This window comes from Bradyrhizobium algeriense (assembly GCF_036924595.1).
Lineage (GTDB): Bacteria > Pseudomonadota > Alphaproteobacteria > Rhizobiales > Xanthobacteraceae > Bradyrhizobium > Bradyrhizobium algeriense.
Map to the genome: position 1 here is coordinate 6,073,258 of NZ_JAZHRV010000001.1, position 12,937 is coordinate 6,086,194.

The 12,937-nt window shown below is 63.5% G+C and carries 14 protein-coding genes and 1 pseudogene; 1 reads left to right on the forward strand and 14 read right to left on the reverse strand.

From position 1 onward, the window contains the following. Positions 1 to 183 precede the first annotated feature (183 nt). Positions 184 to 405: a hypothetical protein gene (locus V1286_RS29340; protein ID WP_334485536.1), complete on the forward strand. Its 222-nt coding sequence runs from the start codon at positions 184 to 186 to the stop codon at positions 403 to 405. Between the two features lie 20 nt (positions 406 to 425). On the opposite strand, the gene V1286_RS29345 is transcribed toward V1286_RS29340, so the two are convergent. The 14 genes and pseudogenes from V1286_RS29345 to V1286_RS29410 form a co-directional block, all read right to left on the reverse strand. Then, entirely contained in the window at positions 426 to 1,166 is a 741-nt protein-coding gene (locus V1286_RS29345; RefSeq protein ID WP_334485538.1) for an acetoacetate decarboxylase, read from the reverse strand. Positions 1,167 to 1,287: 121 nt separating this feature from the next. After that, complete coding sequence (locus V1286_RS29350; RefSeq protein WP_334485540.1) at positions 1,288 to 2,025, reverse strand: ABC transporter ATP-binding protein; 738 nt, start codon at positions 2,023 to 2,025, stop codon at positions 1,288 to 1,290. Continuing rightward, entirely contained in the window at positions 2,015 to 2,722 is a 708-nt protein-coding gene (locus tag V1286_RS29355; RefSeq protein ID WP_334489979.1) for an ABC transporter ATP-binding protein, read from the reverse strand. Before V1286_RS29355 ends, V1286_RS29350 begins: the two co-directional genes overlap by 11 nt. A gap of 27 nt (positions 2,723 to 2,749) precedes the next feature. Then, a complete protein-coding gene (locus tag V1286_RS29360; protein WP_334485542.1) occupies positions 2,750 to 3,715 on the reverse strand; it encodes a branched-chain amino acid ABC transporter permease in 966 nt (321 codons plus the stop codon). Continuing rightward, positions 3,712 to 4,578: a branched-chain amino acid ABC transporter permease gene (locus tag V1286_RS29365; RefSeq protein ID WP_249129504.1), complete on the reverse strand. Its 867-nt coding sequence runs from the start codon at positions 4,576 to 4,578 to the stop codon at positions 3,712 to 3,714. The genes V1286_RS29360 and V1286_RS29365 overlap by 4 nt, the downstream gene beginning before the upstream one ends. Positions 4,579 to 4,635: 57 nt before the next feature. Then, entirely contained in the window at positions 4,636 to 5,880 is a 1,245-nt protein-coding gene (locus V1286_RS29370; RefSeq protein WP_334485548.1) for an amino acid ABC transporter substrate-binding protein, read from the reverse strand. An 89-nt stretch (positions 5,881 to 5,969) separates the two neighbouring features. Then, positions 5,970 to 6,911, reverse strand: coding sequence for a dioxygenase family protein (locus V1286_RS29375; RefSeq protein WP_334485552.1), 942 nt, complete (start codon positions 6,909 to 6,911; stop codon positions 5,970 to 5,972). Between the two features lie 233 nt (positions 6,912 to 7,144). Beyond that, entirely contained in the window at positions 7,145 to 7,480 is a 336-nt protein-coding gene (locus V1286_RS29380) for a hypothetical protein (RefSeq protein WP_334485554.1), read from the reverse strand. Positions 7,481 to 7,694: 214 nt separating this feature from the next. Beyond that, positions 7,695 to 8,296, reverse strand: a pseudogene (locus V1286_RS29385) (MgtC/SapB family protein); the annotation flags it as partial. A 33-nt stretch (positions 8,297 to 8,329) separates the two neighbouring features. Then, the gene (locus V1286_RS29390; protein WP_334485556.1) at positions 8,330 to 9,346 is read right to left on the reverse strand and encodes a WD40 repeat domain-containing protein; all 1,017 of its coding nucleotides are present in this window, start codon (positions 9,344 to 9,346) and stop codon (positions 8,330 to 8,332) included. Continuing rightward, positions 9,346 to 10,401 (reverse strand): CobW family GTP-binding protein, encoded by a 1,056-nt coding sequence (locus V1286_RS29395; protein ID WP_334485558.1) that lies wholly within the window; start codon positions 10,399 to 10,401, stop codon positions 9,346 to 9,348. The genes V1286_RS29390 and V1286_RS29395 overlap by 1 nt, the downstream gene beginning before the upstream one ends. A gap of 17 nt (positions 10,402 to 10,418) precedes the next feature. Further along, on the reverse strand, positions 10,419 to 11,309 hold the full coding sequence (locus V1286_RS29400; protein ID WP_334485560.1) for a metal ABC transporter substrate-binding protein: 891 nt from the start codon (positions 11,307 to 11,309) through the stop codon (positions 10,419 to 10,421). A gap of 2 nt (positions 11,310 to 11,311) precedes the next feature. Further along, entirely contained in the window at positions 11,312 to 12,181 is an 870-nt protein-coding gene (locus tag V1286_RS29405; RefSeq protein ID WP_334485562.1) for a metal ABC transporter permease, read from the reverse strand. Further along, on the reverse strand, positions 12,181 to 12,936 hold the full coding sequence (locus V1286_RS29410) for a metal ABC transporter ATP-binding protein (protein WP_334485564.1): 756 nt from the start codon (positions 12,934 to 12,936) through the stop codon (positions 12,181 to 12,183). The genes V1286_RS29405 and V1286_RS29410 overlap by 1 nt, the downstream gene beginning before the upstream one ends. Position 12,937: the final 1 nt, after the last annotated feature.

The following is a 12,937-nucleotide window of genomic DNA, read 5'->3' on the forward strand; positions in this document are numbered from 1 at the left end:
CGGTTCTCGCTGCAGTGCACAGCTGCGGCTCGAATCCGGGCGTAGAACTACGCAAGGGAACCTCGAGACCGCGTAACACTCGATTAATTCAATCGCGCCATCCTGAAAGGGTAATTTTCTGCGAGGGCCCAGGGCCGTCGCCCGCAGCTTTATGAGCGAGGGCTCCCGGTTGGAGCGACCAACATGCGCGTCATTCTTGCCATCGTCCTGGCGGCCGCGGCCCTGGCTGCGTGCACGCCTGAGAGCAGCAACGACGTCACGGGCTCGATCGACAACTGCGTCCGCAAGCTTTACAGCCAGTACAATCCCAAGGACAAGAAACAGTGCGTCGCGGTGTGCATCGCCTGCGAGCGCGGCGTGACCACGACCTGCTCGACCGCCTGCACGCTGAGGGGCGCGCAGTAAGCGCGGGCAAATGCCCGTGCTCACTTCGTCATATAGTCGAACGCCACCGTGCCTAGCCCCAGCGTCAGGTCCGCCTTGAAATGCAGCGCGGAGACCACTTCGCGCACCGGCAGCCGTGCCACGTCAGCGAGCGCGTGCGGAAACAGGCCGAGCGCGGCGGGACCGGTCCATGCTTCCTTCAGCGTGATGTCTTCCAGATAATAGCGCACCAGTTCGCAGATCCGCGGGCTGCCGTCGACATGCGGGATGATCTTCAGCATGAAGTTCGGCGCCTTCATCGCCTCTAGCACCGCGTCGTGATCGACCGGGCGGTGCTTGTAGCCCATGGTCGCGGAGGCGCACAGCACCGAGCCGTAGTGCAAGGTGCCGACCAGCACGTCGCTCTCGACGGCGATCTTCGGCGAAGCCAGTTTCTTCGGAAAGCCCCAGAGCTCGCGGCCGCCGGCGATCGGTCCCTCGTCGTCCAGATACATCGAATGAACGTAGACGCCCTCCTCGCCCTTGAAGCGGACCGGGATCACCTGCCCGGTTTCGGTGTAATCGCCGAAGCCGGTTGAGTCGGGCATCCGGATAAATTCGTATTTGACGACGGGCTCCGTCGCCTCAAGCGGCTCGGGCACCACGGCGGCGAGCGCATCGGGGTCGGTGCGATAGGTGATGATGAAATATTCGCGGTTGAAGAAACGATACGGCCCCGGCGGGAACGACGGGTTGGTCAGCGGCATCGAATAGGCGGTTCGCCTGACGTCATCGATCTTCATCGCTTGCCTCATCTGTCATCTGCACGGACACGATGACAGATTATGGGGCAGCCAACGGCAACAGGCGAGGCTGTAAAACCGGCAGAACGGTGCAGACACCGTCACGATGCCGTCATTTCCCTCAGACGACGCCGCCGAGATAGAGCCGCTTGACGATGTCGTTGGCCTTCAACTCGTCGACCGACTGCGCCGCTACCGCGATCTCGCCATGGACGATGATGTAGCCGCGGTCGGCGATCCGGATCGCCTGGTTGAAATTCTGCTCCGCCATCAGCACCGTAAGTCCGACGCGCTGCTTGAGCTCGCCGATCTTGGTAATCGTCTGCGACACCAATAGCGGCGACAGCCCGACCGAGGGCTCGTCGATCAGCAGCAGGCGCGGCGAGGACATCAGCGCGCGCGCAATCGCGAGCATCTGCTGCTGTCCGCCGGACATGGTGCCGGCGAGCTGGTTGCGGCGCTCCTTCAGGGCCGGAAAAGTCTCGAATGCCAGCGCGAGATTTTGCCGGATGGCGCCGCGGGCCAATTTGCGGAAAGCGCCCAGCATCAGGTTTTCCGTCACCGTCAGCTTGGGAAACAGCCGCCGTCCCTCCGGCACCAGCGCCACGCCGAGATCGACGATCATCTCGGGCGAGAGTTTGGTCAGATCGTGCACCTGCCCGTCGATCGAAAGCGACAGCCGGCCATGGTCCGGGCGGACCAGGCCCATGATGCACTTCATCAGCGTGCTCTTGCCGTTGCCGTTGGTGCCGAGCAAGGCGACGGTCTCGCCGGCCTCGACATGGAGCGTCACGCCGCGCAGCGCCTTGACGGCGCCGTAGCCGGCATCGAGGCCCTCGATGGCAAGGCTAAGTGCCAAGATAGGCCTCCTGCACCCGCTTGTTGGCCATCACTTCGGCCGGCGCGCCGATCGCGATGATCTTTCCGGCATCGAGGCACATCACCCGCTCCGAGAAGCGCATCACCGCCTGCATGATGTGCTCGATCATGATGATGGTGATGTCCTCCTCGCCGAGGCTGATCAGGAGATCCAGCACCTCGTCGACCTCGGAAGAGGACAGCCCCGCCATGGCCTCGTCCGAAATCAAAAGTTTTGGCCGCACCGCCATCGCGCGCGCGAGCTCCATCTTGCGTAATTCCACCTGGCTCAGCGTATCGGTCGGCGCGCCGGCCTTGGCGGCAAGGCCCATCCGCGTCAGGATCGACATGGCTATGTCTTCCTCCGGCAGGCTCGAACCGACGGTGGCAAAATCGAGCCCGACCATGAGGTTTTCGAGCACCGTCATGCTCTTGAACGGCCGCGGAATCTGGAAGCTGCGGGCGATGCCGCGGCGCGCGCGTAAGTGCGGCGGCAATTGGGTGATGTCCTCGCCGCAGAACACCACGCTGCCGGTCTGCGGACGCAGCGCGCCGGAAATGCAGTTGATCAGCGTGGTCTTGCCGGAGCCGTTCGGCCCGATCAGGCCGAAGCGTTCGCCTTTCCTGATATCGACACTGATATTGTCGAGCGCGGTGAAGCCGCCGAAGGTCTTGGTAAGGGTTCCGACCTGCAGCAGGGGGCGCGTCCGGCGCGGCGGGTACCGTCATGGCTTGCCTCCCGCGCGCAGACGATAGCGCGGCCGCAGCAGCCCGATGATGCCCTTGGGCGCGCCGACCACAAACAGCACCAGCATGATGCCGAGCACCAGCACGTTGACTTCCGAGGAGATGGTCACGGCGAGAAGCTGCTGCGTCGATCCGAGCAGGATGGCGCCGAGCACCGGGCCGATCCAGTGGGCGGTTCCGCCGATCAGCGCCATCGCCAGCGCCGACACCGAGTAGCTCAAATTGAATGCCGATGAGGGATCGGCATATTGCAGATACATGGCCGCCGGCGCTCCGGCCGCGGAAATCAGCGCGCCCGATATCATGCAGGCGACCAGTTTCAGCTTCAGGGTCGGCACGCCCGTGCATTCGGCGGCGAGTTCGTCGTCCCTCAGCGCCTGCAGGCCGCGGCCGATCCGGGAATTCTGGATGTAGCGCGCGATCGAAACGGCAATGACGACCAAGAGCGCCTGCACGAAAAACAGCATCTTCACATAACTGTCGAACGGCGCCATCACCGGCGGTCGCTGCAACTGGATGCCGGCCGCACCGCCGACGAACCGCCAGTTCATCACGAAGGTTTCGATGATGATCGCCAGCGCAATGGTCGCGATCGAGAAAAAGATTCCCCGCATCCGCAGGGTCAGGAGACCGACCCCAAAGCCAAGCAGCATTCCGATAACAGCGGCAGCGCCGATCTGCACCACCAGCGGCGCGCCCGTCGCCTTGAACAAGGCGACCGCCGTGTAGACGCCGACGCCGAAAAAGGCGTTGGTGCCGAAATTGACGTAGCCGGCATAGCCGCCGAGGATGCTCCAGGCGACCGCGAGCGCGATGAACTGCAGGATGACGTAGCCGGCGAAAAACGGATATTCGTTGCGGACGATCTGGGTCATCGAAAGCACGGCGACGAGGAAGACGGCCACGCCCGCGCAGAATACGATGGTGTTGCGGTGCTTCGTCATCGGCCGAGCAGACCTTGCGGCCGGACGGCGAGCACGCCGAGCAGCATCGCGAACGAGATCGCCGGCGCCCAGGAAGCGCCGAACATCGTCAGCACGATCGATTCGGCGACGCCGAGGATGATGGCGGCGATCAGCGTGCCGCTGATGCTGCCGAGTCCGGCCATGACGACGACGCAGAAGGTCCGCCCGATATAGGCGCGGTCGAGCGTCGGCTCTACGGGAGCAACGATGATCAGGAGCGCGCCGGCGATCCCGAGCACGGCGGTAGCGATGCCGAAGGCAAATTGCTTGATACGGACCGGATTGGCGCCCATCAGCCGCAGCGCCTCCTCGTCCTGCGCGACGGCACGGATCGCGCGGCCCATGAAGGTTTTCGACAGATACACCGCCAGCAGCACCGTCAGCGCCAGAGCGACCGCGAACGCGACGAGTTGCCGGATCGGGATCCGAAACTCGCCGAACCGCCAGGACTTGCCGATATAGGTCGCCGAGACCGAGCGCTGGTCGACGCCGAACTGAAGGATGATCAGCACCTCGATGATGAAGGCGATGCCGAAGAAAAACGCGATGCCGCGCACGCCTGCGTCGCTGCCGCGCCGCTCGAAGGTCTCGTAATAAACGCGGTAGGCGAGCAGGCCGAACAGGAAAAACAGCGGCGTGATGGCGAGCCCCGCCAGCAACGGATCGATGTCGTAGCTTTCGTTGAGCTGGTACACGCCGTAGGAGGCGAGCACCAGGAATGCCGGATGCGCGACATGGGGAACGTCGAGCAGTCCGAACGAGACGGACAGCCCGACGCTGACGGCTGCATAGAAGCAGCCGAGCAGCACCCCAAGCACGACAGCACCTAGCAGCAGGTCCATCGAAAACAATTCAGATCCCCCTTGGCCCGTTCTGGACCGGAAAAAAAGGCCGCTAGCCTATTTGCGGGCCGCCTCGAAGGGACTGATGAGATTTCCAGTCTTCAGTTTATCCGGGAACAGGATCACCTGTTTGCCGGAGGACCGGAACTGTTCGATATCCTTGTCCTTCACGCCGCGGAACTGCGCCTGCAGCGTCGCGGTTTCCTTGCGCTCGCCATCGGCAGAAAACGCGATCGGCCCGACGATGGTCTTGTGCTCGTTCTCGCGCAGATATTTGGCGATGCCCTTCTGGTCGAGCGACTTGGTTGAATTGACCGCCGCGTCGATCATCTGGCCCATCGCATAGCCGAACGGGGCCAGGTAATAGCCGAGCGGATCGACCTTGGCCTCCACCGCGCGCTTGGTGTATTTCTCGAAAAAGTCCTTGGTGCCGTCGAAATACATGCTCGGTTCCGGCAGCCAGGTGTTGTAGTTGACGACACCGTTGAGCAGCGAACCGAGATTGGACATCACGGCCGCGAACTGCAGGCCGACCATGCCGCCGCCGAAAATCTTGACGTCGTCGCCGATTCCGATCTCGTTCACGGCGCGCAGGATGCCGGCCGAGTCGGGCGGATATGACGCGACATAGACGATGTCGGGCTTGGCGGCCTTGAGCGCGCGGATGATGGAAGCGAATTCCACCGTGTTCGGCGGATAGCTCTGGTCGAAGACAACCGGGATGTTGCGCTTCTTGGCGACGTCGCGCGCGGTCAGCGCGAGGTTCTGTGCGAATTCCTGATCCGCTGTGAGCAGCGCCATGCTCTTGCCGCCGGCCTTCTGCGCCAGATCGAGGAACGAGGCCGCCCAGCTATCGGCCGGACCCCAGGGCGCATTGTTGAACCACATGTCGTGGCCGACCTTGCTGTTCACCTGGAACGAGAAATTACCCATCAGCAGCAGGCCGCGCTGCTTGACGAACGGCATGATTGGCGCAGTAGGCACCGTTGCATAGGGCGCGAACAGCAGGTCGACCTTGTCGACATCGACCAGCTTGGCGTAGATCGCCGGCGTCTCTGATGCGCTCGACTTGTCGTCATAGACGACCAGTTCGACCTTGCGGCCGAGCAGCCCGCCCTTGGCGTTAATATCGTCGCGCCAGATTTCGATGCCGAGCAGCGAAGCCTTGCCGCCGCCGGCGAGACCGCCGGTTTGCGGCATCGACATGCCGATCTTGATGGGCGGCTGCTGCGCCAGCGCGCGCGAGCCCCGCCCAACCACCGCGACGGCCATCGCGCCGCCAAGGAACGTCCTGCGCTTCATTGAATCCCCCTCATTTGTCGTTGTTGTCAGTCATTACGGCTCCGCCGGATCTCCGTCCGGTCGCTGCGAATGGTTAGGTCAGACCGAGGCTATTTGGCTCCCACCGGCGCGGGTTCATTTTTGGTGGATTTTTTCATGATCGCCGACGGATCGGCGCCGACGCGCCCGCTGGTCTTGTCGGCCTCGCTTTCGCGCGAAACCCGCATGTCGAAGCGGATGCTCGGCATCCCCTTGATCGGGCAGTCCGGATCGTTTGCCGCCACGTCGACGGCGAGATCGCCCGACGAGCCGAATACGACATCGTCGGCGAGATGCGGATCGTCGCGCAGATAGAGCGCGGTGACGAGTTCACGATACCCGGGCGCGCCGACCAGGAAGTGAATATGCGCCGGCCGCATGCCATGCCGTGCCTGCGCCTTCACCATGGTGCCGACCGGTCCATCCATCGGGATCGAATATCCGAGTGGTTTCACGGTGCGCAGCACATAGAGCCCATCGGCATCGGTTGCGAACACGCCGCGATAATCGACCGACGTCGCGCTGGCCTGAATGTCGTAGAGGCCGTCGGCGCCGGTTTGCCAGATCGAGACAGTGGCGTTGGCGACCGGCTTGCCGGTGGCATCGGTGACGCGGCCGTAAAGCACGCATTCGCTGCCCGGCTTCGGATTTTTGGCGATCGAGCTGCCGGCCGCCAGCGTCGGCGTGGCCTCGCGGTAAAATGGGCCGAGCAGGCTGGTATGGGTGGCTTCCTCCAGCGCGGTGGCATCGTGCAGGCCGTTAACGAGCGCGGAAAGGCCGAGCGTGTCGGACAGCAGGATGAATTCCTGCCGTTCCGGCGAGCACATCTTGCCGGCGGCGGTCATGAATTCGATGCCCTTGATCCATTCCGCCGGCGTCAGATTGACCTCGCGGGCGAAGGCATGGAGGTGCTTGACCGCCGACGCCATGATCGTCTTCAGGCGCGGGTCCGGCGTTGTCGCCATCTGGTCGAGCACGGCGTCCGTGATCGTTTCAGGCGTTAACTCACGCATGCGTCACTCCCTGAGCTGCCGGCGGTTATTCGACCCGCCGGCTGTTATTGCAGCAAGCCTAACCGCTTGTTGGGGATCAACACAAGGCGTTCGGAGGTGGCGCGTGCGCCCCCTCCTACGAATTGATACGAGGCGATGGGGGCGCTTGGCTGCACAATGATGCGTCAGAGCGCACCGCAGATTTCGGCGGCCCACGATTTTGCGATTGCACAATCAGGACCGCGCAAGTGGGATCATTTCTCCCGGATCGGCGGCGCAACCTTCTCCGCCGGCGCCGGCGGCAGCGCGGGCTGAGCGCCCTGCTTCTGCGCATCCGGGTCGGGCCGGGCCGGTTGCGGCGGCACGCCTGACGGCCGTTGGCCGGTCGTGCCCGGCTCGGGCGGCGCAGGCGGCTTCGTTTCCGCGCCCGGCGTCGATTGCGTAGGCGGCGTCGCCTGCGCGATTTTCTGGGCATCGCGCGAGGTGAGCGCGGTCAGTGCAAGCGCTGAGGCGGCCAGTCCCGCCGCGATCAGCAGGGACGCGAGCAACATTTCCCGTCGGTATTCGCGTTGGCGGTCATCGGCAGGCATCGTTCAACCCCACGAATTTGTTCGTAAGCTTCAACGGCCAGCGGGGCGCATGGTTCCGCGGGGAACCAGCGCCCGCTCGAAACACCTAAAATTCGAGGATTCCAGCATCGCACCGGGATTTCCGCGCCGTCCTCGAGCCGCACGATCAGCACGGTGCCGGCTCATGCATGGCGGAACTAATCCGTCGTGCTCACTTCTCTGGTGCTGACCAGTGTGCCACGATCTCCAGGAGATCGTCGCCGAGTTCGACCACATTGACATCGGCCACCGGATAGTTGGCGGCTTCCAGCCTCTCCACCAGGCGATCGCGCATATCGGGCAGCGCTTCCGGGGTGACCGCGAGCTTGAAATAATAGGTTGCTTCCGACGACTGCTCGTTGAGCGGAATCCGATTGATCGCGTTCACGAGGGGACGCAGCAACGTATTGCCGGCGATCACGAAGACCGTCAGCGCCACCGCCTGGGCGACCATGTCGGCGCCGGCGCAGGATCCGACCGCGGCCGATGCCCACAGCGTCGCCGCGGTGTTGAGGCCGCGCACGTCCATGCCCTGCTTCATGATGACGCCGGCGCCGAGGAAGCCGATCCCCGACACGACGTAGGCAATCACGCGCACCGCACCCTCGGCAGCGGTCAGGTGCATGGGTCGACGAAGGCCGCTGCGCCAATGGCGACCAGCACATTGGTACGCAAGCCCGCGGTGCGCTGCCGATATTGCCGCTCCGCACCGATCAAGGTGCCGAGCACGAACGCCGCGGTCAAACTGACCAGCGTGTCGAGAAAATCGTGAATCTGGAAGGTCGTTAGAAACCGCATGGCCCCACATAGCGGCTGAATACGACGGATCGATTAAAACTCAAGCATCCCGGCGTCGCCATCCTCGGTGCCGAAGGCCAGCAGCGTGCCCTTGGCGTTCCAGGCCAGCGCCGAGACCGGCTCGCTGCCATTGCGGCGCACCAGGATTTCCGCGCCGTCCTCGAGCCGCACGATCAGCACGGTACCGTCGCCATAGCCTGCGGCCATGATGTCCTGCTTCGGATGACAGGCGACCATGGAGACGCGCGCCTGCAGCGGTGCCAACATCGCAGGCTCCTTGCCCATCGGGCCGTCCTTGCTGGCGAACGGCCAGATGATCACGGTGTCGGCGCCCGAGGTGGCGAGCCCCTTGCCGCCCGTGCTCCACGACATCGAGCGGACGCGGCCGGGATAGCCGCTCATCCGCATGTGCCTGTTATCGGCAAGCCGCCAGCCGTGCAGCGCCGGCTCGTGCATCGCGGTGACGAGGAATTTGTTGTCCGGGCTGAAGGTGACGGCGAGATGCGAGCCGGCCCATTCCAGAAATTCCGGCTTCGCCGCCATGTTGGGAAACCACAGCGTCACGCCGTTGTAGTGGGCGACCGCCACGCGCAGGCCTTTTGGCGCGAAGGCCAGACCGCCGACGGTCGACGGTGCATCAAAACTCTTTTCCTCGCCCTTGCCGCTGCGGACGAACGCGGTCTTGCCGGCCGACCAGGCCACCGCGCCATCGGGATGCAGCGCGACGTTATCGATCCAGCGCCGTTTTGCGTCGGTTACCAGCACCGACGTCTCGCCTTTTGCGTTCAACGCAACGACCTTGCCGTCATCGCCGCCGGTGACGATGCGCTTGCCGTCAGAGGCCGCACATAGGATGGCACCGCCATGGATGGCGACTTTCGAGACTTCGCCCGCCTGGTCCACCATCGCCGCGTGCTCCTCGGCACCGACAAACACTGCGGTATCGCCGAGGAAATAGATCGAGCTGACGGGCATGCCGACAGGCAACGCCCGCACCTGGTCGGTGATGGAAGCGATGGAGGGCGCTTCGCCCGGATCGAACTCTTTCATCACGTGACGATACAGCTTTCAAAGCCGTCGCGGATCATCTGCTCCGGCAATTCGCGGCCGATGAAGACGACGCGGCTTTCGCGCGCCTCGCCGTCCTTCCACTTCCGCTGGTGATCGCCCTCCAGCATCATGTGGACGCCCTGGAAGACGTAGCGGTCATCGTCGTCGGTGAAGGCGAGGATGCCTTTCGAGCGCAGGATCTTCTGGCCCTCGGTGGCGACGAGGTTCTGCAGCCACGGCATGAACAGGGTCGGGTCGAGCGGCTTGTCCGACCGCAGCGACAGCGATTGCATGTCCTCGTCGTGGTAATGCTTCAACCCGCCATGGCTGTGGCTGTGGTCATGGTGGTCGTGCCCATGATGATGATCGTGGTCGTGGTGATGATCATGGCCATTGCCGGCATCGAGGAATTCCGGCTCGATCTCCAGGATGCGATCCAGGTCGAACGCGCCGCGTTCCAGCACATCCGACAGCGCCACCTTGCAGCGCTCGGTGCGGTGCAGCTTTGCGTAAGGGTTGATGCCGCGGATGCGGGCCTCCACTTCGGCCAGCTCTGGCTTGGAGACGAGGTCCGTCTTGTTCAGCACGATCACGTCGGCGAATGCGATCTGGTTCTTGGCTTCCGGCGCATCCTTCAGGCGGTCGCTCAGCCACTTTGCATCAGCCACCGTCACCACCGCGTCGAGGCGGGCGTTCTTCTGCACGTCCTCGTCCACGAAAAAGGTCTGCGCCACCGGGGCCGGGTCCGCCAACCCAGTCGTCTCGACGATGATGGCGTCGAACTTGCCCTTGCGCTTCATCAGGCCGTCCATGATGCGGACAAGGTCGCCGCGCACCGTGCAGCAGACGCAGCCATTGTTCATCTCGAACACTTCCTCGTCCGCACCGATGATGAGGTCGTTGTCGATGCCGATCTCGCCGAATTCGTTGACGATGACGGCGTATTTCTTGCCGTGGTTTTCCGACAGGATGCGGTTCAAAAGCGTGGTCTTGCCGGCGCCGAGATAGCCCGTCAGCACGGTCACTGGAATTTTCTGGGACGAAGGTTCAGACATAACGGCTCCGGAGATATTCAGCGTATTGGGCCAGGACCATACCCAATCCCGTTCCTCAGGGTCCTTATATTGTGCCTTACCATATCAATGTAAGTGGGGGCGTCGCCCTTTTCGTCAGTCAAACTGTCCGAGTAAAGGGTGCCACCGACCCTGGCGCCTGTCTCCGCGGAGATCCGCTCGATCAGGCGCGGATCGCTGATATTTTCCAGAAAAACAGCCGGAATTTTCCTGGTTTTGATCTGGGTGATGATCCCGGCAATATCCCGGGCACTCGGCTCGGACTCGGTTGAGACGCCGCGCGGCGCGATGAACTCGATACCGTAGGCTTTTGCGAAATAGCCAAAGGCAGTATGGGTCGAGATCACCTTGCGATGCTCCGGCGGGATTGACCCGACCCACGGGCTTATCTCGCCCTCAAGGGCTTCGAGCTTCACCCGATAGGCTTCGGCATTGGCCTCGAAAAGCGCCGCATCTGCGGGAGCTGCTGCGCTGAGCGCATTACGAATATTGTAGACGTATGTTTTGGCATTGGTGACTGTTTGCCATGCATGCGGGTCGGTACTGGAGCCGAGCTTGAGCGGCGTAATGTTGGTGCTTGCAACAACAACCGTTGCCTTGCTGCCGGATGATTGCACCAGCCGCTGCATCCAGCCCTCGAACCCGAGGCCGTTGACGAAGACGAGCTTCGCATCCGCCACCCTCTTTGCATCCGCCGGCGTCGGCACATAGACATGTGCATCGCTGTTGGGGCCGACCAGCGTGGTGACGTTGACCCGGTCGCCGCCAACATTGCGGACGAAATCGCCGAGGATCGAGAAGCTGGCGACGACGTTGAGCCGGTCCTGCGCTTGCACTGGGCCGCTGACCGCGATCAATCCTAAACAGATAAGCCAACACAGTCGCCGCATCTTCACGCCTCGAGGTGACGGCCGGGAAACAATTGCCGTACCAGTCCGCTGACATTGCCGAACAACAGCGACGCAAGATAGAGCCCTGCCGCCACGAGTATGATCGCCGGCCCCGAGGGAATCCGGGTCTGGAACGACAGCACCAGCCCGGCATAGCCGGAGACAGTGGCGCTGGCGACCGCGATGCAGATCATACCGGTAATGTCGCGCGACCAGAACCGCGCGATGCCGGCGGGCAGGATCATCAACCCGACGCCGAGCAGCGTGCCGAGCGCATGAAAGCCGTTGACGAGGTTGATCACGACCAGCGCCAGAAACGCAAGATGCGCGGGCGCGCCGGCGCGAGAGACCGTGCGCAGGAACAGCGGATCGACGCATTCGATCACCAGCGGCCGGAAGATCACCGCCATCACCAGCAGCGTGAGGGTGGCGTTGAAGGCGATGACGAGCAGCGTCTGGTCGTCCATTGCGAGAATGTTGCCGAACAGCACGTGCAGCAGATCGATATTGGTGCCCTTGACGGAAACGATGGTGACGCCGAGCGCGAGCGACACCAGATAGAAGGTCGCAAGCGAAGCGTCCTCCTTCAGCTCCGTATTGCGCGCGACGAGACCCGCGAGCAGCGCGACCGTAAAGCCCGCGATCAGCCCGCCGGTCGTCATCGCGAACAAATTGAGGCCCGATACGAGGAAGCCGATCGCAGCCCCCGGCAGGATCGCATGCGCCATGGCGTCGCCGACGAGGCTCATCCGCCGCAGCATCAAAAATACGCCAATCGGTGCTGCGCCCAGCGCCAGCGCGATTACGGCGGCGAGCGCGCGGCGCATGAACTCGAATTCGGTGAAGGGCGCGATCAGCGCGTCGTACAGCATCAGGCGGCCCGCGATGGCATGTCGTCCGCGCAGGCGGCGGCGGTATCGTCGAACGCCTCGCACATCCGCAAGGCCACCATCAGGTTTTCGGCGGTCAGCACTTCCGCGGTCGGGCCCCAGGCCACCGGTCCGCGCGCGAGCAGCAAGGTTTCCGGGAAATGGTCGCGCACCAGCTCCATGTCGTGCAGGGCGGCCAGCACCGTGCGGCCCTCGCCGTGCCAGCGCTTCACCAGCGCCAGCAGGTCGGCCGAGGTTTTCGCGTCGATGGCGTTGAACGGCTCGTCGAGCACGATCAGGCGCGTGTCCTGCAGCAGCACGCGCGCGAACAGCATGCGCTGCATCTGCCCGCCGGACAGCGTGCCGATCGAGCGGTTTTCAAAACCGTTGAGGCCGACGGCGGCGAGCGCCTTGGTGATCTTGTCCCGCGCTGATTTGCCCATGCCGCCGAAAAACCCGGTCGAGCGCCACAGGCCGGTGCCGACCAGATCGAACACCGAAATCGGGAAAGTCCGGTCGATGTCGACGGTCTGCGGCAGATAGGCGATGTCGCGGATGTCGAGGCCGCCGAGATCGATCGATCCCGAGAGCGGTTTCAAAATGCCGGCGAGCCCGCGAAACAGCGTCGACTTGCCGGCACCGTTCGGTCCGATCACCGCCAGCAGCGCGCCTTGCGCGACCTCACCCTTGAGGTGATGCACGGCCGGGTGCCGGTCGTAGCCGAGCGTAACGTTGTGGAACTTGAGCTGCGCCGCCATG

Bases quoted from the DNA above. Each gene is read 5' to 3' on its own strand.
- V1286_RS29395 (WP_334485558.1), bottom strand. From the start codon at position 10,401: ATGTCTGAACCTTCGTCCCAGAAAATTCCAGTGACCGTGCTGACGGGC.
- V1286_RS29405 (WP_334485562.1), bottom strand. From the start codon at position 12,181: ATGCTGTACGACGCGCTGATCGCGCCCTTCACCGAATTCGAGTTCATG.
- V1286_RS29375 (WP_334485552.1), bottom strand. From the start codon at position 6,911: ATGCGTGAGTTAACGCCTGAAACGATCACGGACGCCGTGCTCGACCAG.
- V1286_RS29360 (WP_334485542.1), bottom strand. From the start codon at position 3,715: ATGACGAAGCACCGCAACACCATCGTATTCTGCGCGGGCGTGGCCGTC.
- V1286_RS29340 (WP_334485536.1), top strand. From the start codon at position 184: ATGCGCGTCATTCTTGCCATCGTCCTGGCGGCCGCGGCCCTGGCTGCG.
- V1286_RS29370 (WP_334485548.1), bottom strand. From the start codon at position 5,880: ATGAAGCGCAGGACGTTCCTTGGCGGCGCGATGGCCGTCGCGGTGGTT.
- V1286_RS29410 (WP_334485564.1), bottom strand. From the start codon at position 12,936: ATGGCGGCGCAGCTCAAGTTCCACAACGTTACGCTCGGCTACGACCGG.
- V1286_RS29345 (WP_334485538.1), bottom strand. From the start codon at position 1,166: ATGAAGATCGATGACGTCAGGCGAACCGCCTATTCGATGCCGCTGACC.
- V1286_RS29400 (WP_334485560.1), bottom strand. From the start codon at position 11,309: ATGCGGCGACTGTGTTGGCTTATCTGTTTAGGATTGATCGCGGTCAGC.
- V1286_RS29390 (WP_334485556.1), bottom strand. From the start codon at position 9,346: ATGAAAGAGTTCGATCCGGGCGAAGCGCCCTCCATCGCTTCCATCACC.
- V1286_RS29365 (WP_249129504.1), bottom strand. From the start codon at position 4,578: ATGGACCTGCTGCTAGGTGCTGTCGTGCTTGGGGTGCTGCTCGGCTGC.
- V1286_RS29380 (WP_334485554.1), bottom strand. From the start codon at position 7,480: ATGCCTGCCGATGACCGCCAACGCGAATACCGACGGGAAATGTTGCTC.